The sequence below is a fragment of the Haoranjiania flava genome, from assembly GCF_025631005.1.
In the GTDB taxonomy this organism is placed as follows: domain Bacteria; phylum Bacteroidota; class Bacteroidia; order Chitinophagales; family Chitinophagaceae; genus Haoranjiania; species Haoranjiania flava.
In genome coordinates this window covers 63177-86183 of the sequence record NZ_JAOTPL010000003.1, presented here as the reverse complement: position 1 = coordinate 86183, position 23007 = coordinate 63177, and the positions used below count along the sequence as shown (strand labels likewise).

Sequence of the window (23007 nt, the reverse complement as noted above, 5' to 3'; positions counted from 1 at the left end):
CAAAGGCTTGTTTAGAAACTAAATTGAAGACCAACAACATACGAGCGGGTAAACGGAAAAATAAGCCTATCTACTCCTGTACTTAGTACGCCCGATGGTGCAAACTCCGGATCTATACCTTCATATTTTGTCCAAGTGAGCAGGTTTTCTCCGCTTATATAAATACGCAGCTGATCAGACTGTATCCTGGCAAGCGCCCATTTAGGCAAAGTATAGCCCAGCTGTATATGGCGCAGCCTTACAAAATCACCTTTCTCAAGAAATCGGTCCGACTCGCGGGTATTTCCGTTCGGATCCTGCAATACAGCCCGGGGTATTTTAGAGTTTCTGTTCTCAGGCGTCCAGGCATCAAGGGTAGAAGCCAGGAAGTTTGAGCCTGAGTTCATGCCTTCGTAAAAGTAGCGGTTACCATTATACAGCTTGTGTCCCCATCCGCTGCCGATCAGTGCCGAGAAGTCAAAGCCCTTATACGAAGCTCCCAGCTTAAGATTGGCCTCTATCTTAGGCATACCCGTACCACAATACTCTTTATCTTTATCGTCAATTACACCATCGCCATTTGTGTCCACAAAGCGCAGATCTCCTGGCTTTGCACTTTCCTGCAGCAGATCTCCATCCTTGTTTTTATGTGCTGCAACCTCCTGTTCGTTCTGGAAAATACCATCTGTTTTATACAGGAAGAAAGCGCCAATAGGATAGCCTACCCGCGTTTGATTGGGAAAGTGTTCGGTGCCGTATTTAAGCCCTACACCCATCAATACCTGATCTTCATTGGCCAGCGAAAGTATTTTATTGTTTAGCGTAGACAGGTTCATGCCCACATTATAGCGAAAATCACCGGCGTTCCTGGTATATTTAAGCTCAACCTCAAGTCCGCTGTTCCTTATTTGGCCAACGTTCAGGATTGGATCCTCTAGGCCAGAAGAAAGCGCAAGTTTTTTAGTGATCAGCAGGTCCTTGGTGGTATTATAATAATAATTTATTGTACCCGACAGCGCATTGTTAAGGAAGCCAAAATCCAAGCCCAAATTCTTTGAAGTAGTAGTTTCCCAGCGCAGTATCCTGTTTTCCAGCCCCATAGCTATGCTGCCCGGCCAAGGATTGCTTCCGCTTCCCTGTACATAGCCCATGAACAGACTATTGTACCGTGTAATCAGCGCCTGGTGGTCATAATAACCCAGCGCTACCTCATTGCCAAGCCGGCCCCAGCTCGCACGAAGTTTTAAATTAGATATTACTGTTTTTTCAGGAAAGAACGGCTCGTCATTGATCTTCCACCCAAGAGCCACAGAAGGGAAGTTACCGTAGCGGCTGTCCTCGCCAAATTTAGAAGAACCGTCCCGGCGAATGGTAAACTGAAGAAGGTAGCGGTCGTCATAAGAGTAATTCAAGCGGCCGAAGTAAGACATGCGGTTGTATTCGTACCTTGATCCGTCGGCCGAAAAAGTACCGCCATTACCGGCATCAATGGTCATAAAATAGGGGTCCAGAAAGCCTTCCGGCAATTCGTTGGTAACAAGTACTCCGTTCTTTACAGAATAAACCGTTTTTTTACCTTCAACACCCACCGAGTTCCAGTTAGACGATTGCAAGGTAAGCGAAGTTCCTGCCAGGGCATTCACCGAATGTTTGTGAAATTTGTTGGTATAATTAAGCAAGTTATCAATTACCTGCTCTTCCCAATAACTGCGACTTTCAGAGTAATAAGGGTACTCATAAGGATTCTTTACATCCGAAACAAAGGCAGGGCGGTGGTAGTAATACTGGTAATTATTGCCACGATAGGAATAGCTGGACTTAAAGGTAAGGCCCTTAATAATATCTACCCCTACCGATGCACTACCGGTAACATTCTGGCGCTTTGTCCAGCTACTTTTAAAGTGCTCATCGGCAACAACGTTCACGTTATTGGGGATACCGCCCCAGTTTGTAAGGCCAAAGCCGCCTTGCTGCTCAGAATCATAAACCGGTACCAGCGGCGAAAGCATATATACCTCCTTTAAGCTAAAGTTTGGCGACATGGTTTTGGAGCCTGTGAAAGACATATTTCCGTCTATGGTGAATATGTTCTTCTTAGTACTCACCTTGATGCGCGCATTTTGCTGCTTAAGTGTATTAGAAATTACTACTCCCTTTTCATCTGTAATATTAGCCGAAAGGGACATGCGGGTATCATTCTGACCTGCACTCACAGCCACACTCTGTGTGGTGGCAAAACCCGTTCTAAATACTTCGTCCTGCCAGTTGGTATTATGGATGCCGGGGTTGCTCAGATAGCCTGGCAGGCTTACCTTTTTGCTCTCATACTTATTGTACTCATCATACATGCGCTTATGAACGGTAAGATATCCCTGCGCGTCAAGCATATCCAGCCTTTTGGCAGTCTGAGTGCTGCTGGCATAGCTGTTGATATCAACCTGTACTTTTCCGCCTTTACCCCGGCGGGTGGTTACTATAATTACACCATTGGCGGCCACCGAACCGTAGATGGCCGCTGCCGCAGCATCTTTAAGTACTTCCATTGACTCAATGTCATTAGGGTTTACACTGCTTATAGAGCCCGGGAACCCGTCGATGATGTATAAGGGTTCGTTGCTTCCAAAGGTGCTTACTCCTCTTATCTTTACCGAAGGAGCCGAACCGGCAATGCCACTGCTTTTTTGCACGTTAACACCGGCCACAACACCTTGTATTGCTTCAGCAGGGTTGCTGGTGGCACGGGAAGCAATTTCCTTAGTATCAACCGAAGACAATGCACCTGTGAGATCGCTCTTTCTCAGCGTTCCGTATCCCACAACTACTACATCTCCCAGGCTTTCATCATCTGCCTTTAGGCTTACTATTATTGAATTTGGCCCGTCTGATTTTAATATATAGCCGGAGATGCTCCTGCTTTGATAACCGACTGCACTGAAGTCAAAATTATACTGACCCTCCACAGGCAGGTTACTGATCGTGAAATTTCCGGCCGAATCTGCAACAGCCTGGTACGTTTGCTGTGTATTCATGTTTTTTGCAGATACTGTTACAAAACCCACAGGGTTGCCTGTTTCGTCAGAAATCATCCCTTTAACTGTTGCATTTTTATGTTGTGAAAACACATCAGTTGAGCTGATTATTAATAGTACTAATAATGTTACTAATTGTATATAGCTTTTTAGCATATCTATTAACTTAAAATTATGTAAATATGCTATACAACGTTTGTGAGTATGTATATCCCCTAAGTGCCTGCTAATTATTTTTTTATGATATATTTATTGCTGTCAACTTTGCTGATTTCCAGGCCGTTAAGGGATGTAATATTTTTGAGGATTTTTTCAATGGGTTGCTTGGAATCAACAGACATATAGATATTTATGCAAGATATGTCAGTGGGATAATTGATTTCTACATTATACAATTTCGACAGCTCATTGATAACCGTCTTGAGTTTTTCATTCTGAAATTTAAGGTAGGCAGGTCCTGCTTTAACATTCAATTCTGTATGTTTTACAATCCTGTTCTTCTGTATTATTTCGTTACTGTCTTCTGTACCCTCGGAGATGCGGGTAATTTCAGTCTCTACTGCTTTACTTGCAGCTATCTTATATTCAGGCCGCAATATGGTTTCAAAGATATTCTTATCTGTGTTAAAAGCTGTTCTGTCGCCTGGTTTCAGAAAGGTGCGTACTTTTTCATTTTCAATGTTTTTTACAACCACTTTGCCTTCAAATAAAATAACGGCTGTATTTTTTACGAAGCCGTTAACCTCAAATCTTGTACCTAATGCACGGGTAGCTATTTTTCCGCAAAAAACAGTAAAAGGCCTTTCTTTATCACGAGCTACATCAAACTCTGCCTTACCCTGCAGGTAAATGTCACGTTTAGCAACATTGTATTCTGTATGGTATTTTATTTCACTGCCTGGTGATAATAAAACTAAAGTTCCATCTGGCAGGTTTATCCGTTGCAGCGACTTGGTGATATTTATATGCCTCTTTGTAGCTAAGACCACCTTGGATTTGACAACAACAGGCATTTCGGGTAAAGCTGTTTCTGCATAAAAGAGTTTGATGCCAAAAAATAGAACAATTATTGCCGCAGCTGCTCCTGCCCACTTTACGAGCGTGTGTATCTTTTTTTTCTTCCGGGATATAGAACCATGGATTGCCGCGTACATTTTACCGGAAATATCTTCAGTAACCCGGCTGGTATTTTCCATGAGGTGTTCTCTCCATTCATCATCAGTAAAATAACGCTCCAACTCCAAAGGATGCTCTTGGAAATACTGGCGTATGTAGTGAGTTTCATGTTTGTTACATTGCCCCTCAAGATATTTATCTACCAATTCTTTATTCATCGCACAAGCTATATTGTACTTAAAAGCAAAATTAAAGTAAAAAAGGGCCTTATAAACTTCAGTGCAAGACTGATGTGGTTCTCCACTGTTTTAGGAGATATTGAAAGCATCTGCGCAATCTCTTTATGGCTATAATTGTTTATACGGCTGAGGTAGAAAACGCGTTGGCGCAATGGAGGCATTAAGCCTATTAACCGCTCCAGTTTCTTACGGGTATCATTGTAAGATATTGTTTCTTCCAACTCTTCTGTCTGGGTCTGAGAATGAGAAAGATTTTCTATACAATAGTTTGACTGTATTTTCCTTAGCTCATCAATCATAGTAGTACGGACTATTCTGAACAATTGATACGAGATGTCTACATTCTCTTTTAGATTGTGCCTGTACTTCCAAAGTTTAATAAAAGAAAGCTGCACCACCTCCTTAGAGCAATACACAGACTTAGTTTTATCAAAAACATAATAATAAACCGCGTGCTGATATTCATCAAACAAAGACTTCAGTGCTTTCTCATCACCAGCTTTCAATTCTGTAATTATGCACATACCATAACTTTTAAAAATGAAAGTTACTTTGAAATAATTGTAAAAACAATCATAAATATAACCAAAATTTCATTTTGAGTAATTACTATGCAAAATATATTTGCTGAAATATTTTGCGGAATATTTTCTAAATGCCTATATGCTTCGCGGTGTAGGCTATAAGCATAGATCAAAGATGCAAAGCAAAGAACATATCTACCGATACGGCATGTGCACAAGGAGCAGGAACCTGCTTTAGGCCTCTTTATAAAAACAAGAAACAGAGCCGTCATGCTTAGGTATGCTGTTGTATATGGTAAACTCTTTCGCATGCACGTTGAGATCAGCTGTTTTTAATACGTGCTGCATTGCTTACATCTGTCGGTTGCCCGTTTACAATTACCAACTTTAATTTCCAGTTGCCTAGAATGGATCAGTGGAGTTGTTTTGTGGATCAGCTTCTTTTTTACAGGCAGGAAAAAATACTGTCAGCGTTATTGTCAGCAACAACAATCTGTAGAATAATGTCTTTGCAGGATGCATAATAGTTGATGGTATGTATTTAATAATGTATTGCAGCACAAAAATATTTGTGTCCGAAGGGTTTGTCAATTCACTCAAACAGGGAACTTTTTCTATCATTTCCGGGTAAACAAAAATTAAACTAATTTTTTAATTTTAAATTTCTTTTCTTTAATTTTACCATAGCATGTAATTAAGCACCAAAAATCGTATGAGGATGCAAAAAAACTCCAAGCTTTATTTACTGTACCTCTTATGTATGGTATACACTTTTTCAAATGCACAAATAAATATATCAGGTACTGTACATAATGAGATGAATGAGCCGGTAATCAATGCTGATGTGTTTATTGCAAATACAACAATCTTTACAAAAACCAGTAACGACGGCAGTTTCAGGTTGCAAAATATGGCAAAGGGTACAGAGCTTATATTGGTTGTTTCTTCTTTAGACTATGAAACTTTTTATAAAAATTTGGCCCTGAACAATTCTTTGGAAAATTTCCAGATAAAACTACGCGATAAAAAAGATCTGAGAGATGTAGTGGTTTATGCTTTCGGCCAGGAAAGCTGGAAAAAGTGGAAAGAAATATTTACACGCACATTTATTGGTACAGGGAAATTTGCAGACCAATGTAAAATCATTAACCCGAAAGACCTTTTATTACAATACAACGACAGAACAAAAATACTTCGCGTCCGTTCTAAAAAGCCATTACAAATCAGCAATAAAGCATTGGGCTATGATATTGTTTTTGATATTGTAAACTATAATTACAATACAGAAACACAAGAACTCAGTTACATTGGCTTTCCTTACTTTCAAGACAGCAAAGGCAGCAAAAAGGCGATTAAACGACACAAGCAAAACAGGGCAATTGCCTACAACGGTTCCATCATGCAGTTTATACGATTGCTGTACAACCATCGTTTGCAGGAAGAAGGATATATTTTATTGAATGAACAGCCGCGGAAAGAAAAGATATTTAACCCGCTAAAAGCCAGGTATATCAACCATCTGGCTAATTCTAAAAATAAAATTCCCAAAGACAGTTTGGCTTTTTATGAAAGCATTAAAAACCAGCCTGACTCTACTTACAAACTTGTAAGAGACAGTGTCTCAGTTTCTGAAATCCTGAAAACAGAAAATCATAATAATTATCTTCAATTAAAATCAAGGATTTTAGTTCAGTATCAACGCGTAACTTATAGTGACCTGGAAATGAAGACAAAACCACAGCTTTGGCAATACGGCAGCAGCATTTCCGGACTTGAGCTTAGAGACCATACACGCATTACGATCTACCCCAATGGAAGCTACAGCGATCCGGATAAGCTAATGATGTCGGGCATTTGGGCGAAAACAGAAACCGTATCAACATTGTTGCCGCTGGATTACAAAGAATAATTTTCTTATAATTTGTTCCGTTTAAAATTAGTGCCTATACCGGAAAACAGGGTAAAAAATTCCTTTTTTAAAAAGAACTTTGATGCGCCACAATGAACAATATTTTCGTGTACTGTTTAAAAATTTTTTAAGGACTCCGCAGGTAAATACATCACCGCCCTGGAAGACGGCACCATATCCTTTGAGAAAAAAAATAATTTATTTACCATTACAATTAAAAAATGCGAAGCAGTTCAGACTTCGCATTTTTTGGTGTGGATATTAGATATATAACCATCAGTCTAATACTTTAATACTTGCTGCTGTAAACCTTGACCGCATTTCAGGTTGGGTAATAGCATCTATTTCCGATTGCGGCTTCTTGGCATCTTCAGCAAAATGTTTCAATTCTTTTACGCTCATCATTTGTTTATAGGCTTCTCCTGTCAGCAATACTTCTTTGCCGCGAATATCTTTGGGAACAAAAAATCCATAATCCTTCATTTTTACAAAAATCTGTTCACCATTTTCGAGGTCAACATTCATCCAACAGCCTTTGTTCTCGCATACGTTAACTACCCTTCCTTTAACCTGCATAGCAACAGGCTTATCATTCGTTACTGTTTTATTGAATTGCGCGGCAGTTACCATTTGCGCTTTAGCTGATTTATTTCCATAAATAGTTCCCTGTACAGCAGGATTGATATTTTTTGTTTCCTGCGCATTTGCATTGAAGCATAATGCTAAAATAAATAGCGATGATAATATAGTATGTTTCATGTGTGTATAATTAATTTTTTCTGTTTGCCACATGGAATAACCAGCTTTTTAGATTCATACTCATTCACGGTTGGTATAGATGCCTAATCTTTATGGTTATTTCATGTGTATTTATTTAGTTCGCCGCTTTGCGGCTGTTTTTAATGGTCACATGGAATAGCCTTTATTCATCCGCGGTTGGTATGCACCTTTGCTTATGGTTATTTCATGTGTATATATTTAATTTTTTCTGTTTGTCACATGGAATAACCAGCTTTTTAAATTTAATACTCATTCCCGGTTGGTATAGATTCTTAATCTTTATGGTTATTTCATGTGTATATTTTTATTTGTTTTTCAGTTGTCACATGGAATAGCCTTTATTCATCAACAGTTGGTATGCAACTTTGCTTATGGTTATTTCATGTATTAATATTTATTTGTTTTACCTGCCGGGATTGTATAAACTTACTGGAAACTTTTTATTTTATACACAAATATAATTTTTAGCACGTAAATCAATTGATAATTTTTTTTGAATCAGGCATATCGATTAAATATTTTTATAGGCTCTTATATCTATTACCTCTTTACAAAAGCTATACTCATTTTTATCATTGCTCGACACAATCACTGTCCGCTGTTTGCAATAAGTATTGATGAGGTAGTGGTACAGCTCATATCCTTCCTGGTCTAAGTTGGTACATGGCTCATCCAGCAGCAATACAGGTACATTCGAGAATACAGCCTGCGCCAGTTTCAGCCGTTGCTTCATGCCACTTGAATAGTAGCGTATCTGTTTGTCTGCGGCTGGCAAAAGCTGCACTTCGTCCAGTATATTTGTAATGGAAATATTTTCCAGGAACGGTTTAAAAGAGCCGTGGAACCGTAGCATTTCCAGGGCAGTCATTTCTTCTACCAACTCCAGGTAAGGCGCTACAATGGCTATGTATGCGTAAAAGTTGTCGGGGCTGATGGCTGCACCGGATTTTGTAAATGCAACTTTACCCTCTTTTAATTCTATAGCGCCGCTGATACATTGCAGCAACGTGCTTTTACCACTACCGTTATTGCCGGTGATGGCACAGGCTTTCGCCGGGAAGAATGTGTGATTGATGCCTCTGAATATCCAGTCGCGATTATATCTTTTGCCGGCATTTTCTAATGTTATTTCAAGCATCAGATCAATAAAGATTTTGAGAACATTATTCTCCGTTTCGTACGGCATCGCCTGAACGCTTGATAATGCCTACCTCACTTCTCCTGATAAAGCCTACGATCTCATCTCTTTCGTCGGTGGCTTTTATTTCGCGTTCAATGTATTCCAGCGCCTGCGATACGTTTAGCTTCTGGTTGAAAATAATGCGGTAAACATCCATGATGGCGTTGATCCTTTCTGTACTGTAGCCTCTGCGTTTAAGGCCTACACTGTTTACACCGCCGTAGCTCAAAGGGTTGCGTACTGCTTTTACATAAGGAGGCACATCTTTGTTTACCATGCTGCCGCCCGCAATGTAAGCGTGCTTACCGATGTGCGTGAACTGTTGTATGGCAGCCATACCCGCAATAATTGCCCATTCTTCCATTACAACGTGGCCAGCCATCTGGCAGTTATTGCTCATGATGCAATGATCTCCTATAAAACAATCGTGGGCTATGTGCGAGTAGGCCATAATAAGGCAATTGCTGCCTACATGGGTTTTCCATCTGTCTACAGTGCCCCTGTTGATGGTAACAAATTCGCGGATAGTAGTATTATCGCCGATCTCGGCAACTGTTTTCTCTCCCTGGAACTTCAGGTCCTGTGGAACAGCAGAAATAACTGCTCCTGGAAAGATGCGGCAGTTTCTACCGATCCTGGCTCCATCCATAATAGTTACATTACTGCCAATAAGCGTTCCTTCTCCTATCTCTACATCGCCATGGATCACTGTAAACGGATCTATCTTTACACTTTCGGCAATCTTGGCATTAGGATTTATATACGTATGCGGGTTTATCATAAAAACAATTCAAACAATATTAACGGAATTTCGTTAATAATTTACAAAGTGCAAAAGTAAATATATTTACCCGAATCCGGCACTTGCCTTTAAAATTTTATTCAAGAGTAATTTTTGTCCATTAGGTCACTGCAATGGAAAAGCCTATAAGAGCAAATCTTACCTTTCTTTTAAAGCTATATGGTCAGCAGTTGCCTTTAACTGGAAGAAAAATTCTTCGCCGTATCTCCTGATCAGCGGTTCTTTTAAAAATTCAAACACCGGCACTTTAAGGGATGCGCCCAGGTTGCATGCTGCCTTGCAGATGTCTGTGCGTGGTTCGTAATTGAGGTATTCAATACTTTCGTCAGCGCTGCTTTTTTCTGTCTTTATCGGGAATAGATGGCAACTGATAGGTTTTTTCCATCCCAACCTGCCGTCATTATAAGCTTTTTCAATAGCACATTTGATGATGCCATTCTTGTCCCTGATGCCGTAAGCGCAAATGGCATTATTAATGGTGGGCGTTACATTACCAAAGCTTTCATCATACACGTACTTGCCCTGAAGTTCTACCTGTGCAATGCCTTCAGGCGTCATGTACTCTTTAATTACAGCATAACTATTTTCGAGTTCAACGAGCTCATCATCTTCAAGCGGGGCGCCGGCATCGCCGTCTTCACAACAGGCGCCTTTGCATCTGGCAAGGTCACAAACAAATTGTTTTTCTACGATTTCGTCGCTTATCAACAGATTATCGATAACGATCATGTTTAAATTTTATCTTTAGAGCAGATTTGCCGGTCAGGGTTTAGTGTTGAAAATAATTTTTTAGTGGCTAATCCTGTAGTTCAATGCTGACTTTTACTTTCTGAAGCCTGTTTTTGTTTACTTCCAGCACAGTGAAAACAAAATCGCCCGAAACAATTTTTTCTCCCACAGCCGGGATTTCACCTGCAATTTCCAGCACCAGGCCGGCAACAGAGTCACTATCGCCCTTTACCAGGTCAAAAGTATCTAACGGCAGGCTCATTACTTTACAGGCATCGCTTATTTTCACTTTGCCATTGAAGATATAGTTATAGTCGTTTAGCCGTTCATAGGTTTTTTCATGCGGATCGTATTCGGTTTTTATTTCCCCAATTACCGAAGCGTGTATATCGTCTAAGGTTACCATTCCACTGGTTCCGCCAAATTCATCAACTACAATAGCCAGGCTTATGCTTTTGTCTACAAACTCTTCCAGCAGTTCTTCAATAAGCTTGTATTCATGCACGTAGTATGCAGGCTCAATCACGGAATGCCAGTCAAAGTCTTTGTCTTTGAGGTGCAGCAGCAAGTCGCGCACATTAATGACACCAACCGTTTCATCCAGGTTATTTTTATAGACAGGCAATTTGGTATAATGTATCTGCTGCACTTTTCTGATCACTTCAGCAAACGAAAGGCTATGCTCGAGCCCCACCACATCCAGCCTGGAACGCATCACCTGCTTTACAGGAATTTTGTTGAAGTTTAATACGCCTTTCAATATCTTCTTTTCTTCCTCTGATGCCTCATCGGTTTTTACCTTGTTGATGACGGTATCTATTTCCATATTGCTGAGCGCGTTGTTGTTTCGCTTAAACATAGATGCTTCCAGTTTTCCGGCAGAGAAAAGCATCCAGGCAGAAGCCCTGTGAAAAATATAATAGATAAACTCTGTAATGATGCCGAAATCTTTTGAAAAACGGATATTTTCCTGCGCAGCATAAGCTTTAGGCAGGCATTCACAAAAAAGAAAGATCACCAGGATAAGCGTTATAACCTTCAGGCCAAGCATTACACCATGCCCGATACTCGGGTCGGGAATCAGGCTGTCTATCAGCAGGTTTGAGGTAAGCGCAATGCCCAGGTAAAAAAATATACTGGCCACCTGCATGGAGAAAAGCAGCTCCTGTGGTTTTTCCAGCAGGTCTACCACCCGCTTGTATGCGGGCTGCGGCTTGGTTTTTATGAGATTGATATCTTTTTGTTCTAATGATAAAAATGCTACCTGCGAACCGGAAGACACAAAAGCAAGTATCACCAGACCCAGCAAAATGATCGCCAGCACAGTAGACGACTGTGGATTGGGCAGTTGCAGTATCACGGTCAATAGGTTCATATGCTTACTGATGATTAATGATTAAAAATGCATCCGGCATTCAAGTGATGAAGATAAAACTTTTATTTTTTTTACGGATAATTTTCTATCCTTTAAATGCATTCCAGCCTTGAGCGGTAATGTCGTAAAGGTTGCCGCCTTTGGTTTTTATCCTGGTGCCTTCTTCCGGGGCTGTGGTATAGCCGATCACAGCGATATCTTCATTGAGTGTGATCTTTTCATAATCTTCCTGTTTCAGCGTAAAGATCAGTTCGTAATCTTCGCCGCCGCTCAATGCACAGGCTGTAGGGTCAAGATTAAATTTATAGGCTGCCATCCTTGATTTTTCATGAATGGGCAGCTTCTCTTCAAATATCATACAGCCCAGGTTGCTTTTTTTGGTGATGTGCAGTATCTCACTGCTGAGCCCGTCGCTTACATCCTGCATGGAAGTAGGCGTAATATTATTCTTTTCAAAAAACGCTATGATATCTTTCCTGGCTTCCGGCATCAGCAATTTTCCTACAATGTAGTCTTCGCCTTCCAGGTCGGGCTGTACGCCTGGGCTCTGCATGTAAATAGCCTTCTCTCTTTCCAGCAATGTCAATCCCAGGAATGCGCCGCCCACATCGCCTGAAACGCAGATGAGGTCTCCCTGCTGAGCAGTAGAACGCTGTACAAACTTATCCGGGGCTACCTCGCCCAGAGCAGTAACTGATATAATAAAACCTTTACCGGAAGAGGAGGTATCGCCGCCCACCAGGTCTACTTTATATTTTTTGCAGGCAGCATAAATGCCTTCGTAAAATTCATCCAGCGCCTCCACCGAAAACCGGTTGCTGATGCCGATGCTTACTGTGATCTGCGTAGGTTGTGCGTTCATAGCGTAAACATCGCTGAGGTTTACGATCACAGATTTATAGCCCAGGTGTTTCAGCGGCGTATAAGAAAGATCGAAATGAATGCCTTCTATCAAAAGGTCGGTGGTGACTACGGTTTGCTTGCCGAAATGGTCTATCACAGCAGCATCATCGCCCACGCCAATGATGGTAGATGCATTGTATATTTCAAAGTTTCTGGTCAGGTGGTCAATAAGGCCGAATTCGCCCAAATCCGATATTTCCGTGCGTTTTTCCATCCGGCAAAGATATTACAAATTGCAGATTACAGATTACAAATTGCGAATCACCATTCACCATATCACATTCTCCATTTATCCATTCATCATTCATCAAACAATCACTAAATTTTCCTCTTCAATTAACGGCAGATTGTGAAAGCGCATCACCAGGTTGGCTACCACAGCTACATCTCTGCCGCAATAGCATACAATTCTTTCCAGGTCGTTTTGCTCGTAGTACACGTTGCGTACATCGCTGCCTTTGATGTCTGTTTTTGAGGTGGGCACATCCAGCACATTAGCCAGCAGGTCAAGCGATATATAACTTTTATAGTCGCCAAAGCGCCACCAGTGCAGCGTATCGATGGTTTTTGTTTCCCACGGCCTGGTAGCATAAGAAGGCAGGAACGCCGGAAGCGTGAGGCCGTTTGCCAGTATCCTGCGGCAGATGTAGGGTATATCAAACTCTTTGATGTTGTGGCCTACAAAATAAAAGTCGAAGAATTTTTTTTCAAACCTGTGCACGGTAGCAATAAAATCAAGCAATATTTCCTTCTCATCGTGGCCGGAAATATTTTTGATCTTGAGCATAATTTTACCGTCATCTCCCGGGTAAATATATCCTACCGTGATACAGATGATCTTGCCAAACTCTGCAAGAATGCCGGCGCGCTCGTTATAGAATAAATTTATATCTTCGTCATCGGAAATAATTTTAGCATTTTTTTCAATGAATAAGCTTTTCCATTTTTCGTTCATATCTGAGAAACATTTACTTTGTGGTATTGTTTCAATATCTATAAAAAGATATTGGGAGATATTGTATAATAGCTCGTTCATAAAACGGTGTTTGGTTTGAGTATTAAAGTTAATTAAATATTATGGCATATTCATCTAATCCTACTACGGCCAATCCTGTTCCTGAGACGCCGGAAAGCAATGGAGGAAATACCAAAATGTGGTACATTATCCTGATTGTGGCGTTGATAGGTACATGGGGATATTTATTTTACGATAAAACAAAAAGCAACCGGCGTGAAAACGAATTAAGAACACAGGTAGAAACCACAGACTCCCTGAGAAGCGCGGTACAAATGCAGTTTGATGCCGCTTCAAAGGAATTAGACGCTGCACTCGGCCAAAACACCCAGCTTCAGGGTACACTTGCCCAGCAGAAAGCAGAGATAGACCGTTTGAAAAATGAGATACAAAGTGAGATCAATAATAAAAACGGGGATCTCAGCCGCGCCCGCGCCCTTATTGAAGAGCTGCGCGGAAAAGTTACCAACCTGGTAGCTCAGATAGAAGTGCTGAGGAAACAGAATGTGCAACTGGCCACGGCCAACCAGTCGCTAACCCTGCGCAATGATACGCTGGCACAGGAAAAAGTAGCCATTGCAGATACACTCATCACAACCAGGACCGAAAAAGCAAGGATTGAAGACGAGGCATCCACCTTACATATATCTGAAATACAGATCAGTCCTATATCGGTGGCAAGAAGCGGTAAAGAATCGCAGACATCCCGCGCCAGCAAGGCAGATTATTTACGCGTAAGTTTTACCATTGATGAAAACAGGGTAGCTTCTTCGGGTCCAAAATCCCTTTATGTGATTGTAACTGACCCCGACGGAAATGCCGTATCGTCGCCGGCTATGGGGAGCGGCACTTTTACAACCAGGCAAAATGGCGAAAAAGTATTTACAAAGCAGCTTACTGTAAACTACACTACAGGGGAAAGCCTGCCCGTAAGCTTCAACTGGTCGCAACAGAATAGTTATAAAGCCGGCACTTACCACGTAGAGATCTATCATAACGGCTACCGCATCGGCAATGGAAATGTGTCGCTGAGAAAAGGATTGTTTTAATCAGCCGTAGCCGCCATTTGCGTATACGCTTTTAACAGCCATTGAGCAGCTGCCATCGTGATCAATGTTTTGCGCGGCACACAAATTGAGGCTTTACAATCAAATGCAGTATGATGATATTTATTACATCAATACATCTACAGTAACCATAAAAAATTAAAATTTTACGGATGAAAAAGATTCAGATTATATTTTGCACACTATTTCTATTGGCGTTCTGTTCTTGCACTGACAGGAATCCCCAAAACCGCACGGCAAACAGGACAGAGAAAATTATCCGCAACCAGATAAAAACTACTGCTACCGGCGGCCTGAATGTGTACCAGGCATTTCTTATACACCAGGATGGCTCATTGGTTGGCAGGGACAACGCCATTAAGGTAGATGAAAACGCAGAACTCAGGCTGTACATCCGCGGCTGGGTAGGGCCTGACGGGATCATTTCCCTGGGCGCTTCGCAGAACTTTGTATCCGACAAAGGTACCGTACTTTGGGAAGAGCCTGATATTTTTTCAAGCCAGGGGCCCGTAACGGTTGATGATGCACAGGTGCTTCGCCTGATCATCAATGTAGGCATATTTCAACCCGAGATAAAACATTATACAACGCAGATAAAAGTGTGGAATAAAGTAAATCCTACACAGTCTGTGACTGCTGATGTAAAATTTACGATTGTGAGATAAGTATCTAAAAACTACAACCAGATTAATTTTCCTGAACAAAAGATAGGCTGCCCGTTTTGGACAGCCTCAGTTCTATATGGTAAGTTATCAGTAATTAATTCCACACAGTCCAGCCTTTCCACCAGTTGTCGCCTGCGCCAACAGCGCCTTTGTAATTAACGGTGGCAAATCCTGTAAGGCCTGCGAATGAAGCGCCAGACAATGCGGGAGAACCGGCCTGCGGCGTAAAATCAGGTGCAGCAAAGTTAAATGGTGCGGCAAGTTTTACATCTTCTACTGTAGACAATATGCTATTGCCGTATGCGGCAGTGTTGAACCAGTTAAGCGTTTTTTCAAGATCCCAGTTTACTGGTTTGTCTTTAGGGCTTGCATATGCTAAAGGCTTTGTGCATCCTGCCAATATGGTATTTTTGATCTGCAGAGTTCCGGCAGCCATATTATTGGTGGTGGGAGTTCCCTTGCTATCATCAATTAAAATCCCGGTATTCCAGCCAACAAATATTGAGTTATGAATGCTAATGGTGGAATTTCTGCGAATCTGGGCGCCGGCAAGGTAATATTTTTCAATAGCTGTAGTAGGAGTAGCTAAGGGACCAACAGAAGTAATGTTGCTGAAAACGGCAGAAGTCTGGGGTTTTCTGTCAGTGCCGTTACCATCGTTGTCGCTTTCAAAGCTTTCCACGTTAGAAGCATCTGCTCTTTTTGGATCGCGCATTACAATACCAAACTGTACTTTACCGGAATAACCATTGTCTGAATCAAAATCATCATCCAATGTTTTGTAAGCAATCAGGTGAGAGCAGTTTACCGTACCGCCAAACCATTCAAAAGCATCATCATTGGCATAGGTTACCTGAATGTGGTCTATCTTAGTACCTGCGCCCACACCACCCATTGTAAGGCTGTTGAGCTCTTTATCTGTATATTGTGCATATCCTGCATATTCAATACGCACATATTGCATCACGCCCGAGCTATGGTTAGGATCTGTGCCACCGTACAGTCCATTTCCTTCTGCATCGTTTACACCACCTTCAATTTCACTTTCGCCAATTTTTCCATTGAATTCTCCATTTACAGGCGCTTTTCCCAGCAATACTATACCGCCCCAATCGCCGCTTTTAGGCGTAGCAGATCCGCTGGTAAACACGATAGGTTTTGTTGATGTGCCCGCGGCATTTATTTTACCTTCCCTGGTCACAACCAGCGCTGAAAGCTTGCCGGAAGAAGCCTTTACAGTAACGCCCGGCTCTACGGTAAGTGTGGCGCCGTTTGTAACATACACAATACCATCCAGCGTATAATCGTTTCCTGCTTTCAGGGTTTTATCCGATGTGACTTTCCCCTTGATTATCAGTTCGGAGGGGTCTACCGGAGGCGTTGGCTCATCACCGGTATTTTTTCTGCACGATGTGTAAGCTGTGGCCAATACTGCCATCATCAATGAATAGAAAAGTATTTTTTTCACTTTTTTGAATTTTTAATTTTATAATTATTTGAGGCAAAAGTCCTTTTTATATGTTAACTGGATGATAAGTAAACATGAACAAATTGTTATGTTCCCCGCTACTTTATTTTATAAGAAAAGCTCAGCGAGTAGTTGGTACCGTTGTTCCTGTTGACCTGTATCACATCTCCGTTGCTCGGATCGTAGCCGCCACCATCACTTTTAATATCATAATAATACAATGCAGGGCGGTTTAAGATATCGCTTACTGTAAATTTAAATTCCCCTTTGTTCTTCATTACTTTTTTGCTGAGGATCAAATCCCACAATGGGCGCGACTTTTCATAGATATTAGGAATACCGCCGGTTTCAGAAGATCCTACGTAAGCAATCCTTTCTCCGTATTGGTTAAATAACGTAGTGGCTGAAAATCCTGCATCAGGCAGATCAAACTGCAGGCCCAGGTTTACCAGGTAAGGCGATTGTCCCTGCATAGGCCTTTCGAAAATCTCACTTCCTTCGAAGGTGACTTTATTATTAATATAAGAAAGATTTCCAAAGGCTGTGAAGTTGCGCAACATTTCTACCATATCTAATTTTTTCCTGAACTCGAACTCTGCACCATAGCTCTTGGCGCCTTTGGCATTGTTGAAATTAAATGAATAAGTAAATACGCCGGACTGGTTTAATATCTGCTCAATCGGGCTGTCGAAGTTTTTATAAAACACGCCAAATGTAAACAACTCGCCAGCCCTGGGATATAGTTCATACCTTAAATCAAGGTTGGAAATCTTTGTTCTTTTCAGGATGCTGTTGCCCATGACTATCGCTCCCAAGTCAAAATCGTAAAAAGTAAAGTTTGATAACTCTCTAAATTCGGGGCGCACAACAGTTTGAGAGGCAGCCAGTCTCAGGTTGCTCAGGTTATTCAGTTTGTACACCAGGTTCAGTGCAGGAAGGAAGTCGCCCTTTACAGATGCAACTTTTGTGGGATCATCATTTAAATATCCTTTCAGCAACTGATCGTAGTATTCATAACGTACACCCCATATAGCTCTAAGCCTGTGCGACAACTGGTTGTCAAACTGTATGAATGGTGCGTGCAGAATATTTGAAGCAGCATAACCGTATTGTTTAGTACTGAACTCTTCCATTTCCAGCACGCCGGATACAAAGTTTTGTGCTGCAAAGAAATGATCTTCACTTAAAGTCCTGTCAATGGAGGAGCCGCTTGGCGGGTAGATACTGAATGGCCTCGCGTTAAACAAACGGTCTTTGTATTGATAAGCGTAGCCTGCTTTCACAGTTTGTGCCAGGTCGAACATCCTGAATTGTTTAGTAATATCTGCACCGGCATTGTAAATATAATCGCTGAGATCGGAATATAAAACGCTGCCCGACTTCTGGCTTTTGGTACCGCCACCATGAAATTCGTAAGGCCCCTGATTATTAGGTTGCCTGTACACCAACCGTCTTTGCATAGGAAGGTTTTGATGCAAATTAGCGAAAGCGCCGTACCATTTGAGTTTCAAAGGATTTGCCTGCCTGCCGATGCTATGTTCGCCCAGCAACTGGCCGTTGTAAAGCAGGTTGGTTTTAAAAGAGAATTCCCTTGCCCTGATATTCTCAGGTTCAATAGAATTTAATTCTGCATCTTTACCAGTGCGCAGGTTTACATAGTCGTTGCCGATTACACTCAACAGGTTTTTAAACGTAATTTTATTGTTGTTGTTGATCTTTAATGCAAGGTTGATAAGTCCGCCAAGATTTACATCTTCATTATATTTCGTGTTGTAGTAATCCATACCAAGAGAAGGAATATTATTAGCCACACTGTAAAATCTTGTGTTATTTGCTAATATCCTGTTGGTCTTTGCATAGTTAATGCCAATAATAGCGCCCAGCTCTTTTCCAAACAGCCTGGTGTTGAAGCCGCCGCTTCCCTGGAAGCTCACATTCATGGGAGCTGTTTTATTTTTATAGCTCCATTGGTCGGCAAAAACTTTTTTGCCCCATGCCAGTTTTTGCTCATCGCTCAAAGCCCTGAAGCCCGCGCGGCTGGGAAAGTCGTTTGGCAACGCGCGCGTGCCGTCATCAAAGCCAAGAAAATCAAGCTTCCCGCCGGGATAGTAGGCAAAATCTTTTCCTATAGTCTGGGTATTAAATCCTGTACCTACCTGTACTTCTAAAAATCCTTTGGATGGGATGTCTTTCGTATTTACCTGCACCAAACCACCAGCCCATTCACCGGATAATTCAGGCACAAAAGTTTTATTGATAATAATATTATCTATCATGTTGGAAGGGAAAATATCAAAAGAGAAAGTTTTCCTGTCGGGCTCAGTGCTGGAGAGCAACACCCCGTTGAGCATTGCCTGGTTATACCTGTCTGCCAGGCCTCTTACTATCAGGAATTTTCCTTCCTGTACGCTGGCGCCCGGTGTTCTTTTTAGCACCTCGCCGGTGTTCCTGTCGGGAGAACGTTTGATGGCTTCTGCGCTCACCACCTGTGCAACTGCATTGGTATTTTTCTGAAACTGTATCATGGCATTGGTAGACTCCCGCCTGCGCGATGTAGCCTGCACGACTACTTCAGCCAGGTTGTCGCCGCTGCTTTCTTCCATAACCACATCTACATTTTCCAGGAGAGAGCCGTTAACTACAATTTCAGATACTTCCTTTTTCTGATAACCTACGGCTGTAAAAACAAGCGTAACCGATTTGATATTTGCAGGTAAGGATATTTTATAATTGCCGTCAATGTCAGACACCGCACCCCCTTTGATTCCCTTCACCTGCACGCTGGCGCCGCTTACAGGCGAATTCTGCGCATTCAAAACTTTGCCGGAGATCAGGCCCTGTGCTATAGTAGCGCTGCTGATAAAATTAAAAACCAAAAACAACGCTAAAGAAAATGATACAATTTTTTTCACATTATAATTTTTTGCAAAAGAAGCTTTTACATGTTACCTAATTGTAAAGCCTGTATTAACGAATTGTTTCCTGGACAAGCAAAGTATAAGGATGTTGCTTAAGGCTATCTTCATCTGCCGCAAAAGCTCCGGTAAAAAATATGGATAGATCAATCAGCACATTTCTATAAAAAAATGAAATACTTTCGCCGCGTTAACTGTTATTATTTATGCGATATTTTATTGTGTTGTTTGTGAGCCTGCTCTCTATCAGCAGCTACGCCCAACAAAAAACATTGATTGAACGGTTGTACGATAAATTTTTATCGCAGCAATCAGACACTTCGGGCAAAAGCTCCCTGCTGGTATTGCCAAGCGGCGGCTATGCTCCCGAGACGGGCCTTTCAGCCGGCGCACAAGCTATCTATTCTTTTTATAGAGGTGACAGGCACAGCACAAACCCCTCCATGATCACGGCAAGCGCTACTTATTCCACCAAAAAAATGGTGAATGGAAAACTCGTTGCCGATGTGTGGAGTAAGCATAATGACCTTCACGGCAATGCAGAGATCCGCTACAGGAAATACCCGCTGTCTTTCTTTGGCACAGGCAACAATACACGTGAAGCCGACCTGGACCGGCTGACTGAAAATAAGTTTGTGTTCAAAGGCTTTATCGACAAAAAGCTTGCGCCCGGCTTCTACGGCGGTATTCGTGCAGGCTTTGAAAACTATGAGTACACCGACCAGGAAAGCGGGGGCATTTTTACACAGATGTTGTATGATAAATTCAGAACCGGCAAAGTGATCTATGCCGGGCTGCAACAAACCATTGATACCAGGAACAGTATTAACTACACTACGCGCGGAAACTATTTCAACACAAGTATTTCTTACGCGCCCCGTTTCTTTAAAGGCAATCATTTTTCAGGCGCTATACTCCTGGCAGACTATAGAAATTTTCTACCCGCTACAGATAAAATAACCATTGCCTTCCAGGCTATTTCCCGTCACTTTTTCTCACAGGGAAGTATGCCTTTTTACCTCATGCCCGAAATGGGCAATGATGAAATTATGCGCGGCTACTTCCAGGGGCGTTTCAGGGATAAATATTATACCGCAGCGCAAGCAGAAATAAAATACCGCCTTACTCCGCGCTTTGGCCTGGTAGCTTTCGGAGGTTTGGGAGAAGTGTACGGCCAAAGGCCTTTTGCTGTGAATGGTGTGAAGCCCAATTATGGTGCGGGATTGCGCTACTTCTACGATCTGGAGAAGAATATTTCCATCAGGCTGGATTATGGTTTTGGCGAGAAGCGTGCGGGTGAAAAACGGCAGCGGGGTTTTTATATTTCGCTGAATGAAGCATTTTAAAAACAGTACTTACTTTGCTTTATAATAGCCGTTATCTGCTATCTCCCGTGCAACAGCATCTGCTACGAGGTAACGGATCGAGTTTCCTTTTTTAACCTGTTCGCGTATAAAGGTGGAAGATATATCCAGCAGCGGCGCATTCAGCAAAATAAAGTTTTGTGGCAAGGCGCTATTGTCTACAGGGAATGCAGGCCGCTCATAAATAATAAAATTATAATCCCTGATCAGCACCTCGTAGTTCTTCCACCTCTGAAGGTTCAGGTAGCTGTCTGACCCCATGATCACCGTAAAGCTGTGCTGCGGGTATTTTTCTCTAAGGTAAGTAAGCGTATCAATAGTGTATGAAGGCTTGGGCAATTTAAATTCCACGTCGCTCACTTTTAGTTTCTCGTTGTCTTGTATGGCGAGGTTGGCCAGGTTCAGCCTGTTGTATTCATTCAATAAACTTGCAGAAGGTTTTAACGGGTTTTGCGGCGATACCACCAGCCATACCTGGTCCAGCGGCGTGTTGGATACCACATGCTCGGCAATGATCAGGTGGCCGGTATGTACAGGATTAAAAGACCCGAAGTAAAGCCCGATTTGCATGACGGTAAGAAGCGTTTTTTAGTTAAGCGATTCAATTTCTTTTACAAAGATATGATCTGCTTCGTTAAGCCGCAGGCTAAGGTTGTAGCCTACTACGCTGATGGATATCGGGTCTCCCAGCGGCGCTTTCTGCTCCACTTTGATGATCTCACCGGGAATGCAGCCCATCTCCATAAGTTTTATGAAAATATCGCTGTTTTCAAATTCTACAATTTCAACAAATTGTCCTACTTTTATCTCTGACAGTCGCTTCATCAATTATTCTTGGTAATTGAAACAAAAGTAAAGCATATACAATTGAGTTAACTACTATTTCGGATTTTTGACAAATAAAAAACAACCAGTGCAAAAGATTAAATTTAATTACGCAGACAGACAATTAAATATTAAAGGTAAGAAAGAGATTCAGGCGTTTATTCCGAAAGTTTTTACAGACGAAAACAAAAAACTCAAACAGGTAAATTACATTTTTTGCTCAGACAATTATCTGCTTGATATCAATAAAAAACACCTGAACCACAATTATTACACAGACATCATCACTTTTGATCTAAGTGAAGATGATAATATTACTGCCGAGATCTACATCAGCATTGATCGTGTAAAAGAAAATGCTGAAGTGCTTGATGTTCCTTTTTTCAATGAATGCCTGCGTGTGATCATTCACGGTGCATTGCACCTCTGCGGCTACAAAGATAAAACAGCGCACCAGAAACTGGTGATGCGCGATATGGAAGATCAGTATATGGATGAGTTTTTACAAAACAAGAGATAAGAGAGTTATGATGATTGGTGAAAAGTAAGAAGTGAGATGTACTGCAGTGTTAAGTATGTTACCTGACATCCATGCTTTGCGTCAAATAAAAAATTATGCTTTTTGCATGCCGCAAAAAGGACCGAAGGTATGGCTGCTGAGGTGACCTGCGCACATTGGCCTGGCCGGAAGCAATGGGCTTCAGGGTACGCGTTTGATCTGAGCGATCCAATTATTTTAAACTTCCAAAGAGAGTCGTCTGCTGCTAACCGACTTAATAAGCTGTATTATTTAATGCATGCCAAGGTTAGGCTATGCCGGCATGCCAGTGGAAGGGAAAACTGTGCGTAACAGTGATTCCTGCTGCGCGGCATATAAATGGGATTCAGTAGTTGATGACAGTCAGCAGGAATTGTACCGGGAGCACAAAGTTTTCCCGGGCAGAACTTGTGCGCAGGCCACCTCATGCCGGCTTGATTTTTTTGTAACTTTTTTATCAAGAAATAACCATAAAGATTAGGAATCTATACCAACCGGTAATGAGTAAAGGCTATTCCATGTGTCCATAAAGAAAAAATAAATATACACACATGGGAAAAAAGTTAGAGAAGACGCCTTAATTAT

At 41.7% G+C, this 23007-nt stretch carries 20 protein-coding genes; 6 read left to right on the top strand and 14 right to left on the bottom strand.

The annotated features are described in order from the left end of the window. Positions 1-11: 11 nt before the first annotated feature. From OD355_RS03285 to OD355_RS03275, 3 genes are all read right to left on the bottom strand, one after another. On the bottom strand, positions 12-3065 hold the full coding sequence (locus tag OD355_RS03285) for a SusC/RagA family TonB-linked outer membrane protein (protein WP_263037022.1): 3054 nt from the start codon (positions 3063-3065) through the stop codon (positions 12-14). A gap of 173 nt (positions 3066-3238) precedes the next feature. Then, on the bottom strand, positions 3239-4342 hold the full coding sequence (locus OD355_RS03280) for a FecR family protein (protein ID WP_263037021.1): 1104 nt from the start codon (positions 4340-4342) through the stop codon (positions 3239-3241). Between the two features lie 8 nt (positions 4343-4350). After that, positions 4351-4887 (bottom strand): RNA polymerase sigma factor, encoded by a 537-nt coding sequence (locus OD355_RS03275; RefSeq protein ID WP_263037020.1) that lies wholly within the window; start codon positions 4885-4887, stop codon positions 4351-4353. Positions 4888-5647: 760 nt separating this feature from the next. Between OD355_RS03275 and OD355_RS03270 the strand changes: the two genes are divergently transcribed. Further along, on the top strand, positions 5648-6796 hold the full coding sequence (locus OD355_RS03270) for a carboxypeptidase-like regulatory domain-containing protein (protein ID WP_263037019.1): 1149 nt from the start codon (positions 5648-5650) through the stop codon (positions 6794-6796). Positions 6797-7072: 276 nt separating this feature from the next. Here OD355_RS03270 and OD355_RS03265 read toward each other — a convergent pair whose 3' ends face one another. From OD355_RS03265 to OD355_RS03235, 7 genes are all read right to left on the bottom strand, one after another. Next, complete coding sequence (locus tag OD355_RS03265) at positions 7073-7555, bottom strand: DUF4920 domain-containing protein (RefSeq protein WP_263037018.1); 483 nt, start codon at positions 7553-7555, stop codon at positions 7073-7075. Positions 7556-8087: 532 nt separating this feature from the next. Then, positions 8088-8714 (bottom strand): ABC transporter ATP-binding protein, encoded by a 627-nt coding sequence (locus OD355_RS03260; RefSeq protein WP_263037017.1) that lies wholly within the window; start codon positions 8712-8714, stop codon positions 8088-8090. A gap of 25 nt (positions 8715-8739) precedes the next feature. Continuing rightward, positions 8740-9537 (bottom strand): acyl-ACP--UDP-N-acetylglucosamine O-acyltransferase, encoded by a 798-nt coding sequence (gene lpxA / locus OD355_RS03255; RefSeq protein ID WP_263037016.1) that lies wholly within the window; start codon positions 9535-9537, stop codon positions 8740-8742. A gap of 159 nt (positions 9538-9696) precedes the next feature. Beyond that, positions 9697-10287 (bottom strand): DUF3109 family protein, encoded by a 591-nt coding sequence (locus tag OD355_RS03250; protein WP_263037015.1) that lies wholly within the window; start codon positions 10285-10287, stop codon positions 9697-9699. 67 nt (positions 10288-10354) lie between these two features. After that, positions 10355-11662, bottom strand: coding sequence for a CNNM domain-containing protein (locus OD355_RS03245; protein ID WP_263037014.1), 1308 nt, complete (start codon positions 11660-11662; stop codon positions 10355-10357). Between the two features lie 85 nt (positions 11663-11747). Next, entirely contained in the window at positions 11748-12779 is a 1032-nt protein-coding gene (thiL, locus tag OD355_RS03240) for a thiamine-phosphate kinase (protein WP_263037013.1), read from the bottom strand. 93 nt (positions 12780-12872) lie between these two features. Continuing rightward, positions 12873-13601: a ribonuclease H-like domain-containing protein gene (locus tag OD355_RS03235; protein ID WP_263037012.1), complete on the bottom strand. Its 729-nt coding sequence runs from the start codon at positions 13599-13601 to the stop codon at positions 12873-12875. A gap of 41 nt (positions 13602-13642) precedes the next feature. Between OD355_RS03235 and OD355_RS03230 the strand changes: the two genes are divergently transcribed. Together OD355_RS03230 and OD355_RS03225 are read left to right on the top strand one after the other, a co-directional pair. Further along, positions 13643-14629: a hypothetical protein gene (locus OD355_RS03230; protein WP_263037011.1), complete on the top strand. Its 987-nt coding sequence runs from the start codon at positions 13643-13645 to the stop codon at positions 14627-14629. A gap of 170 nt (positions 14630-14799) precedes the next feature. Beyond that, complete coding sequence (locus OD355_RS03225) at positions 14800-15312, top strand: hypothetical protein (protein ID WP_263037010.1); 513 nt, start codon at positions 14800-14802, stop codon at positions 15310-15312. A 94-nt stretch (positions 15313-15406) separates the two neighbouring features. On the opposite strand, the gene OD355_RS03220 is transcribed toward OD355_RS03225, so the two are convergent. Continuing rightward, complete coding sequence (locus tag OD355_RS03220) at positions 15407-16780, bottom strand: hypothetical protein (protein ID WP_263037009.1); 1374 nt, start codon at positions 16778-16780, stop codon at positions 15407-15409. A gap of 98 nt (positions 16781-16878) precedes the next feature. Then, a complete protein-coding gene (locus OD355_RS03215) occupies positions 16879-19692 on the bottom strand; it encodes a TonB-dependent receptor domain-containing protein (RefSeq protein WP_263037008.1) in 2814 nt (937 codons plus the stop codon). 209 nt (positions 19693-19901) lie between these two features. On the opposite strand from OD355_RS03215, the gene OD355_RS03210 reads away from it, so the two are divergent. Next, entirely contained in the window at positions 19902-21041 is a 1140-nt protein-coding gene (locus OD355_RS03210; RefSeq protein ID WP_263037007.1) for a BamA/TamA family outer membrane protein, read from the top strand. Between the two features lie 9 nt (positions 21042-21050). Here OD355_RS03210 and nadD read toward each other — a convergent pair whose 3' ends face one another. Both nadD and OD355_RS03200 read right to left on the bottom strand, forming a co-directional pair. Continuing rightward, positions 21051-21629 (bottom strand): nicotinate (nicotinamide) nucleotide adenylyltransferase, encoded by a 579-nt coding sequence (gene nadD / locus OD355_RS03205; protein WP_263037006.1) that lies wholly within the window; start codon positions 21627-21629, stop codon positions 21051-21053. A gap of 18 nt (positions 21630-21647) precedes the next feature. Continuing rightward, entirely contained in the window at positions 21648-21884 is a 237-nt protein-coding gene (locus OD355_RS03200) for a FeoA family protein (protein ID WP_263037005.1), read from the bottom strand. A gap of 88 nt (positions 21885-21972) precedes the next feature. On the opposite strand from OD355_RS03200, the gene ybeY reads away from it, so the two are divergent. Both ybeY and OD355_RS03190 read left to right on the top strand, forming a co-directional pair. Further along, entirely contained in the window at positions 21973-22404 is a 432-nt protein-coding gene (gene ybeY, locus OD355_RS03195) for an rRNA maturation RNase YbeY (protein WP_263037004.1), read from the top strand. Between the two features lie 277 nt (positions 22405-22681). Continuing rightward, the gene (locus OD355_RS03190; RefSeq protein ID WP_263037003.1) at positions 22682-22903 is read left to right on the top strand and encodes a hypothetical protein; all 222 of its coding nucleotides are present in this window, start codon (positions 22682-22684) and stop codon (positions 22901-22903) included. The last annotated feature ends 104 nt before the right edge of the window (positions 22904-23007 follow it).